The organism is Kitasatospora sp. NEAU-69 (assembly GCF_057158765.1).
The window spans coordinates 15430-36620 of record NZ_JBWXUE010000027.1 but is presented as its reverse complement, the minus strand read 5'-3'; the positions used below and the strand labels follow the sequence as shown (position 1 = coordinate 36620).

General features: G+C 74.2%; 19 protein-coding genes. 3 read left to right on the top strand and 16 right to left on the bottom strand.

All coding sequences use genetic code 11. The features are described from left to right. Positions 1-21: 21 nt before the first annotated feature. From AC060L_RS27540 to AC060L_RS27520, 5 genes are all read right to left on the bottom strand, one after another. Complete coding sequence (locus AC060L_RS27540) at positions 22-498, bottom strand: Asp23/Gls24 family envelope stress response protein (protein ID WP_483801639.1); 477 nt, start codon at positions 496-498, stop codon at positions 22-24. A 207-nt stretch (positions 499-705) separates the two neighbouring features. Next, positions 706-1515: an enoyl-CoA hydratase/isomerase family protein gene (locus AC060L_RS27535; protein WP_483801638.1), complete on the bottom strand. Its 810-nt coding sequence runs from the start codon at positions 1513-1515 to the stop codon at positions 706-708. A gap of 217 nt (positions 1516-1732) precedes the next feature. Continuing rightward, positions 1733-1966 carry a helix-turn-helix domain-containing protein gene (locus tag AC060L_RS27530; RefSeq protein WP_035843861.1) on the bottom strand — a complete coding sequence of 78 codons (234 nt, stop codon included), beginning with the start codon at positions 1964-1966 and terminating at the stop codon, positions 1733-1735. 429 nt (positions 1967-2395) lie between these two features. Then, positions 2396-3994, bottom strand: coding sequence for an ABC-F family ATP-binding cassette domain-containing protein (locus tag AC060L_RS27525; RefSeq protein WP_483801637.1), 1599 nt, complete (start codon positions 3992-3994; stop codon positions 2396-2398). A 243-nt stretch (positions 3995-4237) separates the two neighbouring features. After that, positions 4238-5200 (bottom strand): hypothetical protein, encoded by a 963-nt coding sequence (locus tag AC060L_RS27520; RefSeq protein WP_483801636.1) that lies wholly within the window; start codon positions 5198-5200, stop codon positions 4238-4240. Between the two features lie 378 nt (positions 5201-5578). On the opposite strand from AC060L_RS27520, the gene AC060L_RS27515 reads away from it, so the two are divergent. Continuing rightward, entirely contained in the window at positions 5579-6985 is a 1407-nt protein-coding gene (locus AC060L_RS27515; protein ID WP_483801635.1) for a glycoside hydrolase family 26 protein, read from the top strand. Positions 6986-7170: 185 nt separating this feature from the next. Here the strand turns inward: AC060L_RS27515 and AC060L_RS27510 are convergent, their stop codons facing one another. The 10 genes from AC060L_RS27510 to AC060L_RS27465 all read right to left on the bottom strand — a co-directional run bounded on the left by AC060L_RS27510 (position 7171) and on the right by AC060L_RS27465 (position 19019). Then, entirely contained in the window at positions 7171-8349 is a 1179-nt protein-coding gene (locus AC060L_RS27510; protein ID WP_483801634.1) for a GNAT family N-acetyltransferase, read from the bottom strand. Next, the gene (locus tag AC060L_RS27505; RefSeq protein WP_483801633.1) at positions 8346-9119 is read right to left on the bottom strand and encodes a Wzz/FepE/Etk N-terminal domain-containing protein; all 774 of its coding nucleotides are present in this window, start codon (positions 9117-9119) and stop codon (positions 8346-8348) included. Before AC060L_RS27505 ends, AC060L_RS27510 begins: the two co-directional genes overlap by 4 nt. Position 9120: 1 nt before the next feature. Continuing rightward, positions 9121-10266 carry a glycosyltransferase gene (locus AC060L_RS27500; protein ID WP_483801632.1) on the bottom strand — a complete coding sequence of 382 codons (1146 nt, stop codon included), beginning with the start codon at positions 10264-10266 and terminating at the stop codon, positions 9121-9123. Beyond that, entirely contained in the window at positions 10263-11072 is an 810-nt protein-coding gene (locus AC060L_RS27495; protein WP_483801631.1) for a polysaccharide deacetylase family protein, read from the bottom strand. The genes AC060L_RS27500 and AC060L_RS27495 overlap by 4 nt, the downstream gene beginning before the upstream one ends. Then, a complete protein-coding gene (locus tag AC060L_RS27490) occupies positions 11062-13296 on the bottom strand; it encodes a lipid II flippase MurJ (protein ID WP_483801630.1) in 2235 nt (744 codons plus the stop codon). Before AC060L_RS27490 ends, AC060L_RS27495 begins: the two co-directional genes overlap by 11 nt. Then, a complete protein-coding gene (locus AC060L_RS27485; protein WP_483801629.1) occupies positions 13293-14711 on the bottom strand; it encodes an O-antigen ligase family protein in 1419 nt (472 codons plus the stop codon). Before AC060L_RS27485 ends, AC060L_RS27490 begins: the two co-directional genes overlap by 4 nt. 6 nt (positions 14712-14717) lie before the next feature. After that, the gene (locus tag AC060L_RS27480) at positions 14718-16229 is read right to left on the bottom strand and encodes a sugar transferase (protein WP_483801628.1); all 1512 of its coding nucleotides are present in this window, start codon (positions 16227-16229) and stop codon (positions 14718-14720) included. A 326-nt stretch (positions 16230-16555) separates the two neighbouring features. Further along, positions 16556-17719 (bottom strand): glycosyltransferase family 4 protein, encoded by a 1164-nt coding sequence (locus AC060L_RS27475; protein ID WP_483801627.1) that lies wholly within the window; start codon positions 17717-17719, stop codon positions 16556-16558. A 124-nt stretch (positions 17720-17843) separates the two neighbouring features. Further along, positions 17844-18284 carry an SRPBCC family protein gene (locus AC060L_RS27470; protein ID WP_483801626.1) on the bottom strand — a complete coding sequence of 147 codons (441 nt, stop codon included), beginning with the start codon at positions 18282-18284 and terminating at the stop codon, positions 17844-17846. 69 nt (positions 18285-18353) lie between these two features. After that, positions 18354-19019: a TetR/AcrR family transcriptional regulator gene (locus AC060L_RS27465; RefSeq protein ID WP_483801625.1), complete on the bottom strand. Its 666-nt coding sequence runs from the start codon at positions 19017-19019 to the stop codon at positions 18354-18356. 164 nt (positions 19020-19183) lie between these two features. On the opposite strand from AC060L_RS27465, the gene AC060L_RS27460 reads away from it, so the two are divergent. Both AC060L_RS27460 and AC060L_RS27455 read left to right on the top strand, forming a co-directional pair. Beyond that, the gene (locus AC060L_RS27460; RefSeq protein ID WP_483801624.1) at positions 19184-19870 is read left to right on the top strand and encodes a hypothetical protein; all 687 of its coding nucleotides are present in this window, start codon (positions 19184-19186) and stop codon (positions 19868-19870) included. A 78-nt stretch (positions 19871-19948) separates the two neighbouring features. Further along, on the top strand, positions 19949-20821 hold the full coding sequence (locus tag AC060L_RS27455; protein WP_483801623.1) for a HipA family kinase: 873 nt from the start codon (positions 19949-19951) through the stop codon (positions 20819-20821). Between the two features lie 41 nt (positions 20822-20862). Here the strand turns inward: AC060L_RS27455 and AC060L_RS27450 are convergent, their stop codons facing one another. After that, positions 20863-21141, bottom strand: a complete 279-nt coding sequence (locus AC060L_RS27450; protein ID WP_483801622.1) for a type II toxin-antitoxin system Phd/YefM family antitoxin — start codon at positions 21139-21141, stop codon at positions 20863-20865. Positions 21142-21191: the final 50 nt, after the last annotated feature.

Below are 21191 nucleotides of genomic sequence, written 5' to 3'. Positions count from 1 at the left end.
GTGCGAAGGGTGTCTCTGCGGCTACTGGACCCGGGACCGCCGTTCGGAGGAGGACGGCGGCAGACCCTCCTCCTCGTCCGGTTCGTCGGGCAGGTGGACGTCGTTGACCGCGATGTTCACCTCGACCACCTCAAGGCCGGTCATCCGCTCGACCGCGGTGATGATGTTGCGCCGCACCGCCGCGGCGAGCTCCGGGATCACCACGCCGTACTCGACCACCAGGGCGATGTCGATCGCGGTCTGCTTCTCCCCCACCTCGGCCTTGATGCCGCGCGAGATGCTGGCCCGCCCGCCCGGCACCCGGTCGCGCATCGCGCCGAAGGTGCGGGCCAGGCCCGAACCGAGCGCGTGGATACCGGGAACCTCCCGGGCGGCCATGCCCGCGATCTTCTCCACCACGCCGTCGGCGAGCGCGGTGCGGCCACGCTCCTCGACGGCCGGTCCGGGCTGCGGGTGGACGGCCTTCGGCAGATCGGACGGCTTGGGGGTCTCGGGCATGGGGGTGCCTCCTGGGGGTGCGTCTCCAGCTATACCGCAAACTCCACCAACTCTGACATTCCGCCACGAAACCTGCGCCCGCAGGGAGCGGCGGTGCGGCCGCTCGGCGGGGTGGCCCAGCCGCGGTGGCCGCGGGCCCGGGAACGCCGGAAGGGCCCGGCTCCCCCCTCTGGAGCCGGGCCCTTCCCACACGCTGATCCAGCCGGATCAGTCACCGATGCCCGCCAGGTCGCGCAGCCGGCGGGCCTGGGCGGCGCGCTCGGCGGCGCACTGCTCCTGGTGCGAGCGCTGCCCGGCGCCCAGCAGCAGCGCCTTGGTCTCGATCACGGCGGCGCGCGGCGCGGCGAGCAGCGCGGCGGCCAGCTCGCGGCCGGCGGCGGCCAGCTCGTCACCGGGCACCACCAGGTTGGCCAGGCCGATCCGGGCCGCCTCGTCGGCCGCCACCCAGCGGCCGGTGGCGCAGATCTCCAGTGCCCGCGCGTAGCCGACCAGGTCAATGAGCGGCTTGGTGCCGGCCAGGTCGGGGACCAGGCCGAGCGAGGTCTCGCGCATCGCGAACTGCGCGTCCTCGGCGCAGATCCGGATGTCGCAGCCGAGCGCGAGCTGGAAGCCGGCGCCGACCGCGTGGCCCTGGACGGTGGCGATGGTGATCACGTCCGGACGGCGCCACCAGGTGAACGCCTCCTGGAAGCCGGCGATCACGGCGTCCAGCTCGGCGGCCGGCTCGGCCGCCAGGGCCAGGAAGTTCGCCTCGCCGGGGATCCCCTCGGGGGTGAACATCGCGCGGTCCAGGCCGGCCGAGAACGAGACGCCCTCGGCGCGCAGCAGCACCACCCGCACGGTGCCGGGCAGCTCACGGCCGACTGCGGCGAGCGCGCGCCACATGGCCGGGGTCTGGGCGTTGCGGCGCTTCGGGTGGCAGAGCGTGACCACGGCGAGTTCGCCCTCGACCTCCAGCCGGACACCGACCTCCTCCCAGTCGGCCGAGCTGGCAGTGGTGGGGACGGGCGCGGTCATGGGCACCTCCGGCGAGGGTCAGGGCAGGCTCCAGCGCGCTGCCCACTATGTCTACCGGAGAGTAACTTATCGACCGCCAATTGGACACCGCCCACCCGGCGACCCGATGGGGCCCGGAGCCGGGACATGGCGATCGGCGGCCGGACGGGTACATGTCACGGTCGCCGATACACCTGGACACTTGCGATAGACGTACCTGGTAGGACCTGACGGAAAGTCAGGAACCGGCTGCGGCAGCAGCCTTGGCCTTCCCGCGCGTGGCGCCGCCGCGACCCCGGAGGTTCACTCCGGATTCGCTCAGCATGCGGTGCACGAAGCCGTACGAGCGGCCGGTCTCCTCGGCGAGCGCGCGAATGCTAGCCCCCGAGTCGTACTTCTTCTTCAGCTCGGCCGCGAGCTTCTCACGCGCGGCACCAGTCACCCGGCTGCCCTTTTTCAGAGTCTCGGCCACCCGTGCCTCCTCGTAGCTGTGCTCGGTCAGATTCCCATGATCACCCATTGCCAGCGGTCTGGCCACCCATTCGACAAGGTCTGTCAGCGCAAAGGGGCGCCGCTCGGGGGTGATCGGAGCGCGCGCTGGCGCTCACCCTGGGTGTGCGCCCCCTCGCGGAAATCGGCGGCGACGGACGAAAGAGCTGATCAGCAGGGTCGCCCCGACGTCATGGCCAGGTGAAATGGCTAAAACGGAATCCTCGACCACTGCATTCCCGGATCGCGGTGCCTGATGATTCGGCATCCGCCGTATGCAGGAGCGCGTGTCTACCCGAGACAAGCGCCCGCGACCGGCGGACCGGTCACGGGCGGTGTTTGGGAGCGTTCGGGAGCACTTCGGGAGCGCCCCGGACACGGCCGGAAGCCCTCCGGGAGCGGCTCGGCAGGGTCAGGCGAGCGAGACCAGGTCGTGGTACGCCGGGCTCCAGAGGTCCTCGACGCCGTCCGGCAGCAGGATGATCCGCTCCGGCGCGAGCGCGTGCACCGCGCCCTCGTCGTGGGTGACCAGGACGACGGCGCCGGAGAAGGAGCGCAGCGCGCCCAGGATCTCCTCGCGGCTGGCCGGGTCGAGGTTGTTGGTGGGCTCGTCGAGCAACAGCACGTTCGCCGAGGAGACCACCAGCGAGGCGAGCGCGAGCCGGGTCTTCTCGCCACCGGAGAGCACCCCGGCCGGCTTGTCGACGTCGTCGCCGGAGAAGAGGAACGAGCCGAGGATCTTGCGGATCTGCACCAGGTCGGTGTCCGGCGCGGAGGAGCGCATGTTCTCCAGCACGGTGCGCTCGGGGTCGAGCGTCTCGTGCTCCTGCGCGTAGTAGCCGATCTTCAGGCCGTGGCCCGGGATCACCTCGCCGGTGTCCGGCTTCTCCACGCCCGCCAGCATCCGCAGCAGCGTGGTCTTGCCGGCGCCGTTGAGGCCGAGCACGACGACCCGCGAGCCACGGTCGATCGCCAGGTCCACGCCGGCGAAGATCTCCAGCGAACCGTAGGACTTCGACAGGTCGCTCGCGGTCAGCGGGGTCTTGCCGCACGGGGCCGGGTCGGGGAACCGCAGCTTGGCGACCTTGTCCGAGGCCCGGACCTGCTCAAGGCCGGAGAGCAGCTTCTCGGCGCGGCGGGCCATGTTCTGCGCGGCGACCGTCTTGGTGGCCTTGGCGCGCATCTTGTCGGCCTGCGCGTTGAGCGTCGCGGCCTTCTTCTCGGCGTTCGAGCGCTCGCGCTTGCGGCGCTTCTCGTCGTCCTCGCGCTGCTGCTGGTACTGCTTCCAGCCCATGTTGTAGACGTCGATCGCGGAGCGGTTGGCGTCCAGGTAGAAGACCTTGTTGACGACCGTCTCGACCAGCTCGACATCGTGCGAGATGACGATGAAGCCGCCCTTGTAGACCTTCAGGAAGTCGCGCAGCCAGGCGATCGAGTCGGCGTCCAGGTGGTTGGTCGGCTCGTCGAGCAGCAGCACGTCGGAGTCCGAGAAGAGGATCCGGGCGAGCTCGACGCGCCGGCGCTGACCGCCGGAGAGGGTGTGCAGTTCCTGGCCGAGGATCCGGTCCGGCAGGCCGAGCGCGGCGGCGATGGTGGCCGCCTCGGCCTCGGCCGCGTAGCCGCCCTTGGTGAGGAACTCGGTCTCCAGCCGGGAGTACTTCTTCATCGCGTTGTCGCGGGTGGCGCCCTTGCCGTTCGCCATCCGCTCCTCGTTCTCGCGCATCTTCTTGAGCACGGAGTCGAGGCCGCGGGCGGACAGGATCCGGTCGCGGGCGAGCACGTCGAGGTCGCCGGTGCGCGGGTCCTGCGGCAGGTAGCCGACCTCGCCGGAGCGGGTCACGGTGCCGCCGGCCGGCAGGCCCTCGCCGGCCAGCACCTTGGTCAGCGTGGTCTTGCCGGCGCCGTTGCGCCCGACCAGACCGATCCGGTCACCGGGGGCGACCCGGAAGCTCGCGGACTCGATCAGGATTCGGGCACCGGCGCGCAGTTCGAGGGCGTTGGCGGAAATCATGGCTGGGGGAACTCCTGGGGTGGGGCGGGCCCGGGCGCGTCAGCGGGACGCAGCGGACCGGGCACGGGGGCGCGGCGAAGGTCTGGGCGTGCTGGACGGACCGGCGTGGCCTGGAGCCGGACGCGCGAGCGCGCAGGCCGTCGGCCGTACCGACTGCCGCCGCTAATGCCCGGGGAGAACAGCCATGCCGGCCAGTCTACCGGGAGACCGACAGCTGCTTTCAGTCATTTACTGCTGGGCCTACTACTGGGCCGCGCCCGCAGCCGGGCCCGCGGCGGGCGTGACGGCCACTGCCGGGCAGCCGGCCTCCGGCTTGACGGCGGCGAACGGCGCGGCCGCGCTGTCACACGGCGTCTCGATGGCGCCCTGCTCGGCGTCGTAGACCCGGTTGCCGACCAGCGGGCCGTCGTCCAGCTCCACCCGGGTGCCGTCCAGCCGCTTGAGCAGCACCTTCGGGCCGGCGTTGATCTGGTAGCCGTGGCCGTCCAGCTTGAAGCCGGCGACCGCGCCGGGCAGCGGGCGGCCGGAGCTGGTGGTGCCGGTGCAGGTGCGCGGGACCAGCACCGCGGTGTCGGTGGCGACGGCGCGCAGCGGGTCGTAGGAGCAGCCGGCGTACGGGCGCGAGTTGAACCTGAGATCCCCGTCACGGTCCCGGAAGCCCATGGTGAGGCCCGGGGTGAGCACCTGGACCCACGGCTCCGGGCCGGTCACGACCTGCACCGCGGCCGCGGCCCGCTCCTGGAGCAGCTGCTTGCGCTGGGCCTCGGTGCGCTGGTCCGCGCCGGGGTCGTCGGAGCCGTGCAGCCAGTCGGACAGACCGGGCACCGCGCGGTGCCAGCGGACCGAGTGGTCACTGAGCTGCACCGAGGTCACCATGCCGTCGTCCCAGACCACGACCGCGCTCTGGTTGCCGAGCAGCGAGTAGTGCAGCGCGGTCGCGCCGTCGCGCTGGTAGCTCCAGAGCAGCGTGTGAGTTGCCGGGTCGTAGGCGTCGAGGCCGGTGCTCAGCTTGAAGTCCGGCAGCGGCGCGTCCGCGGACTGCGCGCCGACCGGGCTGGCCTGTGCGTTTCCGGGCGCGGAGACCTGGTCGCCGAACGGAACCGGGCGGTTGGCGTGCGCGGCAGCACCTACGCCGAGCACCAGCAGCACGGCGAGGGCGGGCAGCGCCGACCTCGGGGTCAGAGTACGAAACGGCTTCCAGGACACCTCGGGAGGGTACCTGGCGAACATTGAACCGTCAGCATGGCGTGGCCGAGCGTCCGGCCTACGGACGGATAACCGGACATTCGGCGGGGGTGGATTGGCGGGGGTGGACTGACGGTGCGAAGTCCGGTGCTCACGGAGAGCTGATGACCGGTCAGTCCGCGAGCCGCTCCGCGGCCGTTTCCAGCCGAGTTCGGCCAGACTCGCGACAAATGTCCACTTTAGGGTGACATTCGGCTTTTCTGACGGCAGCTCGCCTTACTGTCGGTGTGCGCGGGAGCACACGGCGGGAGCACACGACTGCCCTGCCGGCATCGTGCGGAGCCCCCTTGATCGCGTTGATCGCGCGGAGACCGCGCGGAGCCCCTAGGAGACGAGACGATGCGAATCGGCCGCCTGGCCCTGGCCGGCTCCGCGCTGCTGCTGGTCGCCACCGCGAGCGTCACCAGCGGCAGCCCGCACATGACGGCGGAGCACGGTACGGCCGACCGGAGCCCGTCCGCCGCCGTCTCGGCCGCCCCGCCGCCACCCGACGGCGGACAGCGCCCGCGCGGCTCGGCGCCCCGGCCGCCGTCCCAGCGGGCACTGCACGAGGTGCCGTTCGGCGCGTTCGTCGGCTCCTGGGACCAGTACATCCCGCAGATCGCGCGGATGGCCGGCTGGCTGAACGGCGCCAACCTCCAGGTCGGCCACACCTATCTGGCCGGAAACGGCTGGAACGACGTGGAGGGCGAGACGAAGGTCCTCGCGCTCTGGTCGCAGTGGCGCCTCGCCGACCCGAACCGGACGCTGGTGCTGAACGTGCCGATGCTGGTCCCGAACGAGGGTGACCTGCCGGACGACCAGGTGGCCCGGCTGCTCGGTCAGGGCGTGCGCGGCGCGTTCGACCAGCACTTCCTCAAGCTGGCCCGCAAGCTCGTCGCGCTCGGCGGTTCCGACACCGTGATCGTGCCCGGCTGGGAGATGAACGGCATCACCTACACCAGCCGCTGCCGGCCCGACCCGACGGCCTGGAAGGCGTACTGGCGGCGGATCGTCGGCGTGATGCGGTCGGTCCCCGGGCAGCGGTTCCGCTTCGACTTCGACCCGAACCGCGGGAAGGACGCGATCGCCTGGACCAAGTGCTACCCGGGCGACGACGTGGTCGACGTGATCGGCATGGACAGCTACGACCAGCCGGCCGGCGGGACCTTCGACGAGTACGTGCGCGAGCCGTACGGCCTGCAGGACCAGGTGGACTTCGCGGCCAAGCGCGGCAAGCCGGTCTCGTACCCGGAGTGGGGGCTGTTCCGCAACGGGGACGATCCGGAGTTCGTGCGGCGGATGGTCGAGTGGATGCGGACCCACGACACCGCCTACCAGACCGTGACCGACTACTGCCCGCACGGCTTCTGGGAGTGCCACAGCAACCCGCGCTCCAGCGCCGTCTACAAGCAGCTGATGAGCGGCTCCAAGGGCGCGGCCGACGTGACGATCCCCTCGCCGCCGTGCCCGGGCGGCGCCCGGCCGCCGCGGCCGGGCCTCGGCTGCCCGGGGTGGCAGCCGTCGGCGACGGCGAGCGCGTCGGGGTCGGCGGTGCCGTCACCGTCGCCGTCGCCGGTGTCGAGCCCGACGCCCACGCCCGCTGACACTGACGCGCCGTCGACCCTGCCGACCCTCCCGGCGCTGCCCAGCCCGCCGGTGCCGCCTTCGCCGCCGGCCGTTCCGTCGCCGCCGGTCCCGCCGGTGCTGCCGGTGCTGCCGGGCGGGCCGCTCGATCGGCCGACACCGCGTATCAAGGGGGACTGAGACACCGGACCGCCCCCGGCCCCCGCCCTGTCGGGCGGAGGCCGGGGGCGATCCGGTGCTCGGGTGCCTCTGGAGAGGGGGTGGTCACAGCGCGAGGGCTGAGGCACGAGCGGGGGCCGGGGGCGGTCCGGTGCTCGGGTGATCGCGCAGCGGGGGTGAGTGGGTGGGGCGGGGTTCGGTGGGGCTCAGGGCAGGCCCAGCCAGGTGCGGGTGCGGCGGACTGGGCCGCGTAGGTGGGGGGCGAGGGTGGTGCGGGTGCGGGCGAGGGTGAGGCGCAGGGTGAGGGCGGCGGCGCAGTAGCGGGGGCCGAAAAGCAACCGGTGGTTCTGCTCCCGCTCGGGGCGCCAGCGCTCCTTGTACTGCTCCTCGCCGCGCATGAGGCTTATCTCCGGGATCCCGGCCCGGACGGTCTCCTCCAGCGAGGTGCCGAAGAGCAGCCCCGCGATGTCCACCCGCTCGCGCAGCCCGGGGTGGGCGCCGTAGAGGTAGAGGCCGGCGAAGGCGGGGCAGAGCAGCAGCAGGTCCACCGCCATCAGCTCGTCGTCCAGGTAGTAGCGGTACACCACCGCCTGGCCGAGCGCTGCGAGTCCGGCCGTGGACTCGGTCAGGTGCCGCGCGAACCGGTCGGTGACGTGCTCGGCGGTGACCCCGCGGCTCTCCCACTGGAGCGCGTGCAGCCGCAGCAGCTCCACCATCGCCGCCCCGGTCTCCTCGACCGGCACCCGCCGCGCCTGCACGCCGGCCTCGACGAGCTTGCGCTGCTTGGCCCGGCTGCGCTGGGCGGTGCGCCCGGGCAGCCGGGCCAGCAGTTCCTCCATCGGGACGGCCGGCAGGTGCTGGCAGACCGAGTCGACGAGCTGGTGGCGGCGGCCGCGCCAGTGCGCGTAGACCCGGTGGGCGGCCGAGCCAGGGCGGACCTCGCGCAGCTCCAGGCTGTGCCAGGGACGGTGCAGCGCGAGCTCGTCGGCCAGCGCGGCGGCCAGCTCGGCGGCCGCCTCGTCGGCGTAGGCGTCGTCCAGCAGCAGATCGGTGAAGTCGACCAGCGCGCCGCCGAGCGCGGTGTAGCCGCCGAGCCGGCCGAGGGCCAGCGCGGCGGCGCCGACCAGCCGGCCGTCCCGGCGGACCAGCAGCACCCGCAGCGCGCCGGGCCGGCCGTACGCGCGCCACCAGGAGGCCAGCCAGGCCGCCGACTGGAACGGCGTGGCGGTCCGGCAGCGGGCGGCGAGGTCGTTCCACTCGGCGGCGAGCCCGTCGAGCGCGTCGTCCTCGCGGCGCAGCTCGGTGGTCCACCGGGGCAGTCTCGCCTCGCCGTCCGCCGGGGCCTGGGCCTGGGCCTGCGTCTGGTCAGGCCGGGCGGTGGTCACTGCGCGCTCCGGACCGGTTCGGCCGCCGTCGCCGCCACCGTCACCGCCGAGGCCGAAGCGGGCTTCGGCACCGGGACCGGCGCCGGGCCGGGCACGGCGGCGAGCGGCGCGGCGAGCGCCGACGGGCCCGCCTTGCGGCGCGTCATCATGCCGAGCGCCCCGACCAGCACGCCGGCCGCCGCGCCGACGGCCACGTCCAGCTTGCCGCTCGGCGTGGTCGGCTTGTCCGGCTCGGCGGCGGCCGCGAGCGGGACCAGCTTGACCCCGGTCTCCTTGCTGCCGGTGTTGGCGAAGCCGATCAGCGCCTTGGCCACCGCGTCCGCCGCCTTCACCGCGGCCTGCGGCTGCCGGCCGCTGCCGGCGATCTCGATCACCGGGGCGTCCGGCGAGGTGGTGCCGGCCACCTCGCCGCCCAGCTCGCTCTCGCTCTGCCCGGCCTCGGCCGCGGCGAGCGCCAGCACCTGCGGCTGCCCGGCCAGCCGGCCGTACGCCTGGGCGAAGTTGACCGCCACCGCGGCATCGGCGGTGTTCTCCGGGACCACCACGACGTAGGAGCTCGCGGAGTAGGACGGCGGTGTGACGACGGCGTAGCCGGCCCCGGCCACCGCGCCGAGCGGGACGGCGACGGCCACCGGCCACCAGTGCCGGGCGAGCGCACGCAGCGCGCGGCCGCCGCCGTGGCCCGTGTTCGCGCGCCCTGCCGACTCTGCGGACTGAGCGGACTCTGCTGATGCGGACCGTGCGGACTCTGCGGACTGTGACTCGGACATCTCAGGACTCCCTCCCGGCTGGGGCCGGCCGGTCGCCGCGCCCCAACCGCTCGTACAGTTCGGCCAGTTCGGTGGCCGTGCGGGCAATGTCGTAGTGCGTCACGGCGGCCGGGCGGGCCGCGGGGCCCTCGGATCGCCGGGCGGCGAGCTCCTGGAGCGCGTCCCGGTAGGCCACCGGATCCGAGGGCAGCTTGCGCGCGTGCGGTGCGGCGTCCGGCGGCAGCTCCTCCAGCGCCGGGCAGCCGCTGTGGCAGACCGGCAGACCCGCGGCCAGTCCCTCCAGCACCGCGAGGCCGAAGGTCTCCTCGACCGAGGGGGCCGCCAGCACGTCCATCGCGGCGAGCAGCTCGGGCACGTCGGCGCGCTCCCCGGCGAACCGGACCCGGCGGGCCAGCCCGAGCTCGGCGGCCCGCCGCTCCAGCGCCGGGCGCTGCGGCCCGTCCCCGACGATCAGCAGCCAGGCGTCCAGCTCGACCGGTAGCGCGGCGAGCGCCGCCACCAGGACCTCGAAGCGCTTGCCCGGCACCAGCCGGCCGACCGCGCCGATCACCCAGGCCCACTCCGGCACCCCGAGCGTGCCGCGCAGCCGGCTGCGCAGCAGCTCCCGGTCGGCGGCGGTCCGCTCGAAGCGCGCCGCGTCGATGCCGTTCGGCAGGACCGCGACCCGCTGACCCGGAACCCCCCAGTCGGCGAGCGTGCCGGCCACCTGCCGGGAGACCGCGACCGTGGTACCGCCGAGCCGCTCGGCCGCCAGGTAGAGCGACTTCACGCCCCGGCCGACCGCCCGGCCCTCGATCGTGCCGGCGTGCAGCGAGTGCTCGGTGGCCAGCACCGTGCGGACGCCGGCGAGCCGGGCCGCGAGACGGCCGTAGAGACCGGCCCGGTAGAGGTGGGTGTGCACGACGTCGTAGCGGCCGCCCCGGATCAGCCGGGTGAGCCGGGGCAGCACCGCGAGGTCGCGGTTGCCGCGCATCGCGAGGTCGTGCACGGTGAAGCCGTCGGCACGCAGCGCGTCGGCCACCGAGCCCGGGTTGGTCAGCGTGGCGACCTCGCAGTCGATGCCGGGCGGCAGGTGGCGCAGTGTCAGCAGCAGTTGCTGCTCGGCGCCGCCGGCAGCCAGCCCGGTGATGATGTGCAGCACCCTCACCGCGCGGCCCTCATCCCGCCGGCGCGGCGCAACTCGGTGACCACGTCCCGCAGTTCGTGGCGGCCGCGCTTGGCGCGCAGCCGCCAGGCACCGTCCCGGTCGCCGACGTAGCAGCGGGGCAGCGCGAACCGGCCGGCCAGCGGACTGTGCCGGATCGCCACCGCGTAGTCGTAGCCGGCCTCCTGGACGGCCCGGGCGGCGGGCAGGTCCACCGCGCCGTACGGGTAGCAGAAGCCGCTCACCGGGCCGCCGACCAGCGCCTCCAGCACCCGCCTGCTGTCGCGGACCTCGGCCCGCAGCAGGTCGGCCGCGACACCCGGCAGCGAGACGTGGCTGAGCCCGTGTGAGCCGATCTCCCAGCCGGCGGCGGCGAGTTCGCAGACCTGGTCGACGGTCAGCAGAGCCTTGCGCGGCCCTTCGACGTCCCAGCCGTTGTCGCCGCCGAGCCGGTCGGCGACCACGTACGCGGTGGCGGTGAAGCCGTAGCGGCGCAGGACCGGGACTGCGTGCCGGGCGAAGTCGGCGTAGCCGTCGTCGAAGGTCAGGCCGACCAGCCGGTCGCGCCGGCCGGCCGCGCGGGCGGCGAGCAGCTCGCGCATGCTCACGCCGCGCCAGCCGCGCCCGGCCAGCCAGCGCATCTGGGCGGCGAACCGCCGCGGGTTGACCGTGAGGAGGTACGGATCCTCCTCCTCCTCGGCCACCGAGTGGTACATCAGGACCCAGGGCGCCCCGAACCGTTGACCCGGCACGGCACCGGGATCCGGCGGCCGCAGGTGTCGATGGTGGCGGGTGACTTCAACGACCATCTGGCAGCGTTCCTTCCTCCGGTGGGCGCAGGTCCGCCGGGGGGCCGTAGGTGCCGGGTCCGTACTCGCCGCCATGGGGGGCGGTGCCGTACTGGCCGCCGTGGGGGGCGGGGCCGGGCTGACCGCCATGAGTGGCAGGTCCGTGCTGGGCGCCATGGGTGGCGGGGCCGGGACGGCCGCCATGGCCGGCGCGTCCGTGCTCGGCGCCGTGGGTGGCGCGTGTGCGCTGGGGGCCTTGGGTGGGGCTGCGGTGCGCGCCGGGGCTGCGGCGGGCGGGCGGCAGCAGGCCGCGCACCGGGCCGACCACCGGGCCCAGCCGGGGGCCCAGGCCCGCCCGCACCGGTGCGAGGAGCAGCCGGATCGACCCGGTCAGTTCGTGCGCGCCGAGCAGCCTGCCCAGGCCCGCGTAGACCGCCAGGACCACCGCGCCACCGACCGTGATCGACGCCAGCGGCTGCCCGCAGGCCCGCGCGGCCAGCGCGCCGGCCGCCGTCGCGCCCGCCCCGGCGAGGACCAACTTCGCCTGCCCGGCGAGCACTTGGCGCATCCGCAGGGCGATGCCGCGCAGCTTCAGGCCGCGCAGCAGCAGCACGGCGCAGGTGGTGATGCCGGCCGCGTTGGCGGCGGCCAGCCCGGCCGCGCCGAACCGGTGGGCGGTCAGCGCGCCGACCAGCGTGGTGACCACCAGCCCGATCGCCATCGCGCCGACCGGGTACCAGTCGAGCAGCCGGCGCCCGGCCTCGTCCGGCCCCGGGTCGTCGGCCCGCCGGACGGCCGGGCGCATCGAGAAGAACGGCCGGACCATCACGCCGATCAGCGCCTGCGCGAGCAGACCGAAGCTGTAGACCTGGATCGCCTGCGCGGTCGCGGCGGTGTCGGCGGGGCTGAAGGCGCCGCGCTGGAACAGCAGCGCGACCACGGCCGGCGCGCAGGCGATCAGGAACGCCGTGCCGGCGATCACGACGGCCGCGGCCTGCCCGAGGTCCTTCTCCACCCGGTCGCGCGCCGCGTCGAGGTCGCCCGCCGCGAGCGCCCTCGCGACCAGCGGGAAGGTCACCGTGCAGATCAGGATGGCCGTCGTCATGGCCAGCTGGGAGACCTTGGCCGCGTAGTTGAGGTGCGAGATGGTGCCGGGCGGCAGCGCCGAGCCGAGGTAGCGCTCGATGAAGACCTGGGACTGCCGGGTGAGCGTGAAGGCCGCCACCGGCAGCAGCGCGAGCGGGCTGAGGACCAGGGCCTGTCCGGCGGATCTTGTCGGATAAGCGCGCGGCGTTGGGCGCCCGGCTGGGCGTGCGCCCGAGTCGGCCTCGTACTGGGCCGTACTTGGGCGATTCGGGCGTGCGTCCAGCCGGGATGCCCGGCGTCGCGCGCCCGGCAAGATCCGCCGGACAGGCCCTAGCGCCCGGCCGGCCGGCCTCGCCGGGCGCAGGCGGAGCCCGGACGCGGAGGAGCCCAGCACAGTGGAGCCCCGTGCGGTGGACCCTGACAGGGCGGGCCGGCCGCGGCCGGGGCGACGACTGCGCAGCGCGCGGACGAACGGGCCGACCAGCACCCCGGCCAGCAGCAGGCTGCCGAAGGCGACCCCGAGCGCCGCCGCGCGCACCCCGAGCGCGCCGTGGCCGAGCGTCAGGACGCCGAGGATGCCGAGGTTGTAGGCGACGTAGATCGCGGCGGGCGCGGTGAAGCGGTGGTGGGCGCGCAGCGCGGCGCCGAGGTAACCGGCCACGCCGAACGGCAGGATCGTGACGGCCGTGATCCGGGTGCAGGTGATCGCGAGGGCCGGGTCGGCGAGCCCGGGTGCCAGCGTGTGCACCAGCTGCGGCGCCCAGAGCGCGGTGGCGCCGGAGAGCGCGCACAGCCCGGCGAGCAGCCAGGGCAGCGTGGCCGCCGTCAACTGCCGCACCGGGTCCGGGTTCTCCGGCCGCTCCTCGCGCAGCACGAGGGCCAGGCTGAAGGCCGGCACCATCAGGAACGCCATCGCGTCCTCGATCAGCAGCGGCGCGGCGGTCTCGGGGACGGTCCAGGAGACCAGGAACGCGTCGGTGCCCTCGGAGGCGCCGAAGAACCGGGCGAGCAGCAGGTCGCGCAGCAGCCCGAGCGCGGAACCGGCCGCGCTGAGCAGCGCGGTGATGCCGAACGCCCGGGCCAGGAAGGACGCGCTGCGCGGGGCCGGCGGCGCGGGGGCGGCGGGTGGGGGCGGAGCCAGACTCGGTCCGGCCGTCACGCCGACGCCCCCGCGACCGGCCCGGCCGCCGGTGACGCGCCTCTCTCCACCGGCAACGCCCACCAGCCCGCCACGCCGAGGATCACCGAGGTCAGCACCGTCGTGGTGCCGCCGATGTCCGCGTAGAGGAAGTCGACCAGCACCCAGACCAGCAGCCCGAGCGCCGCCAGGCCCGGCCCACCGGCCCGGCGCAGGCAGCCGAAGAGCAGCGCGCCGAACAGCGTGCCGTACGCGACGATGCCGATCAGCCCCTGCTCGCTCAGCACCAGGAAGTACATGTTGTGCGGGGAGAGCAGCGGCTCACGCTCGAAGCCGATCGTCGAGTCGGCGGCGTCGCTGCCGGAGGAGAGCCGCAGCGGCGCGTGCGAGTCGCGCAGCCGCTGGAAGCTCTTCGGCCCGGCGCCCGCCACCGGGTGGTCGGCGAAGATCGCCCGGGCGGTGGTCCACAGGTCGTACCGGTCGCTGACCGAGTGGTCCTCGTTGCCGCCGGAGACGGAGCCGATGCTGCTGAGCCGCTCGGTGACGTCGCCGCCGCCCGCGCCCAGCCAGCCGCCGGCGCTGAGCCCGCCGAGCAGCACCACCGCCGCCGCGAGCGCGATCACCGCGCCGCGCACCGCGAGCCGGGCGTCGGCGCGCAGCAGCAGCACGGCGACCGCGACGGCGGTGGCGATCCAGCTGCCCCGGCTGAACGAGACCGCGAGCGGGAACAGCAGGAAGGCCGCGGAGGCGAACAGGAAGCGCCGCAGCCACGCTGTCTGACGCTCCATCAGCGCGAGCGCGAGCGCCGCCAGCAGGCCGAAGCTGACCACGCCGGACATCGCCATGATGTCCAGCGCGCCGAAGGTGCCGACCGCCCGGATCGGCTGGCCGGTGTACGAGGCGCCGGTGCCGGTCAGGAACTGCGCGGCGCCCACCCCGCCCTCGACCAGCGCGGCCAGCACGAACGCGCCGAGCACCAGGCGCAGGTCGGTGCGGTCGCGCAGCGCGCACAGCACCGCCGCCGGGACCAGCACGAAGATCTGCACCAGCCGCACGAAGCCGGTCAGGCTGGCGGCCGGGTCGATCGAGCAGACGGTCGCGACCGCGGCCGCGAGGACCACGCCCGCGAAGGCCGCGCAGGCCCGCCGGCTCAGCCCGAGCGGGCGCCCGCGCAGCAGCTCCAGGCCGGTGAGCGCGACCAGCGCCATCGAGGCGAGGTCGGCGGCCGTGATGTGAACCGCCGCCGTGACGTCCTTCTCGCCGGTCGGTACGCAGACCAGCAGCACGGTCACGGCGGCCAGCAGGCTGGGCCGGCGCAGCAGGGCCGACCAGGCGTGCGCCCGTAACGCGGGCGGCGTCGCGGACGCCGAAGCGGCCGTCGAGGCGGAGGCCGCCGCACCGGGCGGCGCGGGTCGGGCGGGCAGGGTGAAGGCCACGGTGCGTCAGCTCCCGTCCGGGCGGAGCATCAGAACCGCCGTGCGCAGCAGGATCTTGACGTCCTGCCAGAGGCTCCAGCTCTCGATGTAGCGGTTGTCGAAGCGGGCCCGGTCCTCGATCGAGGTGTCCCCGCGCAGCCCGTTCACCTGGGCCAGTCCGGTCAGCCCGACCGGCACCCGGTGCCGGTCGGCGTACTCCGGGTAGGCCTGGCCGAACCGCATCACGAAGTACGGGCGCTCGGGGCGCGGGCCGACCAGGCTCATGTCGCCGCGCAGCACGTTCCACAGCTGCGGCAGCTCGTCCAGCGAGCTGCGGCGCAGCAGGTGGCCGACCGCGCTCATCCGGTGGTCCTGGGCGATGTTCCAGTGGGTGGCCGACTCGTGCTCGTTGGCCGGGCGCAGCGTGCGGAACTTGAGCAGTGTGAAGACCCGGCCGTCCAGTCCGGTGCGCTGCTGGCGGAAGAGCACGCCGGGGCCGGTGTCGAACCGGACGGCGAGCGCGCAGACCGCGAGCACCGGCGAGATCAGCAGCAGGCCGAACGCGGCGGCGCCGATGTCGAGCGCGCGCTTTCCGCGCCAGCCGAGCCGGCGCAGCGGCGGGCGGGTCAGCCGCAGGCAGGGGAAGCCCCAGAGGTGGTCGGCCGAGCGGCGCACGCCCGGCTCCAGCGAGCCGTGCTCGCGCAGCGCCGGGACCAGCCAGACCTGGCAGCCGAGCCGGACCGCCTCGCGCAGCAGCACGGCGGTCTCCTGCTCGTCGGCCGCGCCGGCGGTGGCGATCAGCTGGCGCACGCCGTGCCGGCGGATCTCGCGCTCCAGCGCCTCGCGGCCGCCGCCGAGCGCGGGCACCGGGGAGTCGCCCGGCAGCAGCACCGGATCCGGGTCGAGGTAGCCGACCGGGCGCATGCCGTACTCGGCGCGTTCGCGCAGCGCGGTGGCGACCCGCTGGCCGAGCGGCCCGGCGCCGAGCACCAGCACCGGGACGGGCCGGCGGCGGCGGACCTTGCGCAGCAGGTGGTAGAGGAACGCCCGGCCGCAGGCGGCGGCCAGCGCGAGCACGGCGAGCAGGGTGACCAGCCGGACGGGGTGGGCGGGGCCGGTGGACGGCCAGTGGCCGGGCAGGCAGCCGGCCAGCGTGACGGCGAAGGCGACCGCGACCGCGCAGCGGCCGATCAGCGAGGGGAGTTCGTCGAGCGCGGAGGGCGTCATCCTGGTCCGGTAGAGGCCGCCGGCCAGGTTGAGCGGGACCAGCAGCGGGAGAACGGCAGCCGCTGCGGTGAACGGGGGCGCGAACTCGCCCGCGCAGCAGGCCGAGGCGGTGCAGGTGGCCAGGGCGTCGACCACGAGCAGCCCGGCGGGCAGCAGGCCGCGGGCGCGCAGCCCGCGGCGGTGCCGACCGAGCACCGGAGCAGCGCGCGACTGCGCCGACCGGGCGGGCCGGTCGAGCAGCCCGGTCGCGAGCCGCCGGTCGCGGTCCGCGGGGCGCCCGGGCCGCGGCACGCTCTCGTGGTCAATGGTCATCAGCGCACGAACTCCCCTGTTGTGTGCCCTTGGTGGCGAGTTCCCGGAACCGGGACGGCCGGCGCCGCGAGCCCGGCGCCGTGGGCCCGGTCCGGGTAGCACCTGCCGCCGCGGCGAGCCGCGCCCGTTCCCAGTCGCACAGGAGTCTGATCAGCGACTCTGACCAGGGATGTCGAACTCACGGAACGAAGCAGGCAAAATCAGACAATACCGAACGATGGCTACAATTCCGGCAGTTGACTTGCCATTTCATTCCACCCGCCCATTAATCATTTTTTCTGACATGCGGGCGGCTCGCCGATGCGTTCTCACGCCCCGATCAACGATCAGGCTCCGGTCGGGACACGGGGAATCGCCCACTGAGGGGTGATCGAGTTCTGATTAATCGACTTCTGATACAGCTCGGACACCTGCGCGACGACCGAACGGACGTCATGCCGCCGCGTCACCCATTCCCGCGCCTCGGCCCCCCGGCGAGCGCACTCCAGCGGATCGGCCAGCGCCTCGGCGAGCGCATTGGTCAGCGCGGCCGGATCGCCGGGCGGGATCAGCGCCCCGGCCCGGTGCGCCTCGGGCAGTTGCTCGCGGGCCCCGGGCACATCGGTGAGCAGCACCGGGCGGGCCATCGCCATCGCCTCCAGCGGCGCGAGCGCCATCCCCTCCCAGCGCGAGGGCAGCACCACCAGGTCGGCCGCCGCCAGCCACGGCCGCGGATCGGCCACCTCGCCCGCGAGGCGCACCCGGTACGGCTCCGGCAGCGCGCGGGCCTGGGCGGCCAGCGCCTGCGCGTCGGGCCCACCGCCGACCAGCGCCAGCCCTGCGGTCGGCACCCGGCGGGCCACCGCAGGCCAGGCCGCGAGCAGCACGTCCTGCCCCTTCTGCCGGCAGAGCCGCCCGACGCAGACGGCGAGCGGCTCGGAGAGGTCCAGGCCGAGCGAGAGCCGGGCGGCGCGGCGCTCGGCGGGCGTGTAGTGGCGCGGGTCGACGCCGTTGGGCACGACCGTGAAGTCGGCGCTGATGCCGACCGCCTCGCCGTCGAGCCGCTCCTGCTCGCTGACGCAGAGCACGCCGGTGGCCCAGCGGGTCGCGTACCGCTCCCAGCGGGTGCTGGCGGTGGCCAGCGTGCCGGTCGCGGCGGCGAACGACCAGGCGTGCGGCTGAAAGACGGTGGGGAGTCGGCCGCGCAGCGCGAGCCGGCCGGCCAGTCCGGCCTTGGCGCTGTGCAGGTGCACCAGGTCGGGACCGGCGGTGCGGACCAGCCGGCGCAGCCGCGCGGTCTCCAGCGGCACGCTCGGCCCCGGCGAGCGGCGGGCCGGCCACTCCAGCACCTCGGCCCCGGCCGCCGCCGCCTCGGGCGCCAGCCGGCCGCCGGGCGGGCAAGCGACCAGCACCCGGTGCCCGGCGGCGCGCTGGCCGCGGACCAGATCGGTCACCACCCGGGCCACGCCGCCGTCGACCGGCTGGGAGACATGAAGGATCGTCAGATGCACGGGCGCGAGCCTAGGGCGGCCCGGCGCGGCGGCGACCCCGTTCTCACCCGCCCGGGGGCGGGGTCCACCCGTACGAGCCGGGCGCTCGCACGTGCGTGTCAGTCGGTTGGTCCTATGGTCGGACCTACTTGAGCTGGTCGGCCAGCCGGCTCAGCACCTCGTCGTGGATCCGGTTCAGGCCCTTCGGCGCGAAGGTGCGCTCGAAGAAGCCGCCGATGCCGCCGGCGCCGTTCCAGGTGGTCTCGATGCCGACCCGGGTCTGCCCGGCACCGGCCGCACTGACCGTCCAGGTGATCACCATCGAGGAGTTGGCGTCGGTCTCCACCAGCGTGCCCGGCGCGGGCGCGCTGACGGTGAAGAGGCAGTCACGGACGCGCTTCTCGGTGGCCTGGAGCTTCCAGTGCACCTGGGTGCCGGCGCCGATGCCGCCGGCCCGGACCTCGTACTCGCTGTACTGCGCGGGCAGCAGCTTCGGCCGGACCACGGTGTAGTCGGCCAGCGCCTCGTAGACCTGCTCGGGCGTGGCGGGGTAGGTCCGCTCGGTGACGGCTTGGACCTGGGCCATGTGCTGCTCCTCGGGAGGGGTACGGCTGTGTGGGGACGATTCGACGGGGCAAGCCAACCACACGGCTCGTCACCCCTGAGCGTCGCCACCCGGCAGCTCCAGACCGGTGATCATCGCGCGGACCCCGGCGCGGTACATCCGTTCCGCCGCGGCCTCGTCCTCCCCGGTGACGCCCCACTCCGTCAGCGGCGTGCGCAGGACGTCGGTCAGTTCCAGACCGATCAGCCCGTGCATCACACACCAGAGGCAGTACGCCGCACGGGTGGCCCCGCCACCCTCGGCGCCGGCCCGGCGGACGGCGGCGATCAGCGGCGCGAACGCCGTCTGCAGGGCCTCGGCGCGCAGACCGCCGGCCGGCTCGAAGTCAGGCAGCGCGCGACTGAACATGAAGCCGTAGCGCTGTGCGCCGGCGAGCGCGAATTCCCGGTAGGCATAGGCGATTTCGGCGAGGTCATGGTGCGTGTCGGCGGTTGCCGGGACGGCCGCGAGGACCTCGCCGAGGAGTGCGAAGGTGCGCTGGTAGAGGGCCTCCAGCAGGCCGGCCCGCCCGCCGAAGCGGGTGTAGAGACCCATCGTCGACGAGCCCGCCTCCTCGGCGACCCGGCGGATGGTCAGTTCGCTCGGCCCCCGGCCTGCGAGTACGCGCAGGCCGGCCGCGACGAGCCGCTCGGTGAGCTCGTCCTGGGCGGTCGAGCCGGATGCCACCGCGCCGCCCCGCGCTGTCTGGCGTGCCATGGGCGAGCTCCCTGCCTCCCGATCCGACCGGTCGTGCCCGACTTCGGCCTTTCCCGACAGCCCCTGGGCTGCCAACGACCTTAGCCGACCGCCGTCGCCCCTCTTCCCAGAGCTGCCCGACGCAGCTATAACAGTTGTAATAACACTCGTTATAGGGAGCTGTCATGCCACCCTTCGCACGCACGCACACGTCCACCGCGGTGGCACCGTCCGCGTCACCCACCGCACCTGTCGCGCTGTACCGGCTGGCCGGCGTCGCCGGGCTGCTCTGCTCGGCGATCCTGCTGCTCAACGCCGCCCGCCGGGGCGGACTGGTCGCCGACTCCGACCTCGCGCACGCCCTCGCCCCGCTGGCCGAGATCTTCGGCCTGGCCGCGATCACCGGCGTCTACCTGCGCGGGCGCGACCGCGCGGGGCTGCTCGGAGTGGTCGGCTTCGGACTGAACTTCGTCGGGATGGCCGCGCTGGTCGGCGGCGAGTTCGTACTCAACCTGATCTTCCCGGCCATACCACCGGCACAGGTGGCCCAGCTGCGCGCCGGGCTCACCGGCACCGTGCTCAAGGCCTCCTCGCTGGTCTTCCTGCTGGGCGCGCTGCTCCTCGGCCTGGCGCTGCTGCGGACGGCGCTGCCCCGGGTCGCCGTCGCGCTCTACGCGCTCGACTGCGTCCCGATCGGCCTGCGCGGGATCCTCCCGGCAGCCTCGCTGCTGTGGGGACTGGCGCTGGTCGCGGTGGCGCTGACCTGGCTGTCGGTCGGCCTGATCGGCGGTCCCGGCGGTCACGGCGGTAACGGCGGTAACGACGGTCACGGCGATCCAGGCGTTCGCCGCAGCCGGACGACGGCGCCCTGAGCCGACCGCCCACCGATCGACTCCTCAGGCGGTCAGGCCCCGCCCCCGATCACCCACAAGGCCGTTAGGGTGTTCGGTGTGCTGACTGAGCTGACCCGGGTGAAGGCCCTGCGCTATCTCGACCCGCTGCGGGCGGGCGGCTCGGTGCCGGGGATCGTCGAGACCGACGACCTCGGCACGTACGTGGTCAAGTTCACCGGCGCGGCGCAGGGCCACAAGGCGCTGGTCGCCGAGGTGATCGTCGGCGAGCTCGGGCGGCGGCTCGGCCTGCCGGTGCCCGAGCTGGTGCTGGTGGACTTCGACCCGGCGGTGGCCGCGCACGAGCCGGACCAGGAGATCCAGGACCTGCTTCGGGCCAGCGCGGGCCTCAACCTCGGCATGGACTACCTGCCCGGTGCCCGCGACTTCCGGCCCGGCCTGGTGACGGTGGACCCGCTCGAAGCCGGCCGGATCATCTGGCTCGACGCGCTGACGGCGAACGTGGACCGCAGCCGCAGCAACCCGAACCTGATGGTCTGGCACCGCCGCCTGTGGCTGATCGACAACGGCGCCGGGCTCGTCTTCCACCACCGATGGTCCGGCGCGGACGCCGCCGTGGGCCGCGCGTACGACCTGAGCGCCCACGCCCTCGGCGACTACTCCCCCGACCTGGCCGCCGCCGACGCCGAGCTCGCCCCGAAGGTGACCGACCAGCTGCTGCGCGAGGTGGTCGGCCTGGTCCCGGAGGAATGGCTGGGCGAGGAGCCGGAGTTCGCGAGCGGCGAGGAGCAGCGCGAGGCGTACGTACGACACCTGGCGGCGCGCGCCGCCCTCTCGCAGGAGTGGCTGCCGCAGGGCTTCGCCACGGAAGAGCAGCTGCGCGCGGCCGAGGCCGAGCGGGCGGCGAAGGCGCAGGCGGGCCGCCCGAGTTGGCTGCGCACGGTACCGGACCTGCACGGGCGCCGGGGGTGAGCTCGGCGCCCCGGTGGGTCGATCAGTAGTGGTGCGCTTCCTCACTCCTCGCCCTCTGCCATCCGCTGGAGATCTTCCGCCGAAACGGCGATGAGACCCTCCTGCTGCGCGCGAATGTCGGCGACGGCCGACTGCAGCCTCGTGGCATTGGCCGGGCTGCGCAGCAGGTAGTCGGTCTCCCGCAGGGACTCGTAGTCATCCGCCGCGACCAGGTAGGCGCGTCCAGTGTCGGAGATGATCTCGATGGCCTGCTGGTTGTCGTTCACCTCCTCGATGAGGCGGGAGAGTCGCTTGCGCGCTTCATCGGCGGTCATCGCCATAACCTGCCCCTTTGTACCCGGTGGTACTGCACCACGGTTCCACACTGCTG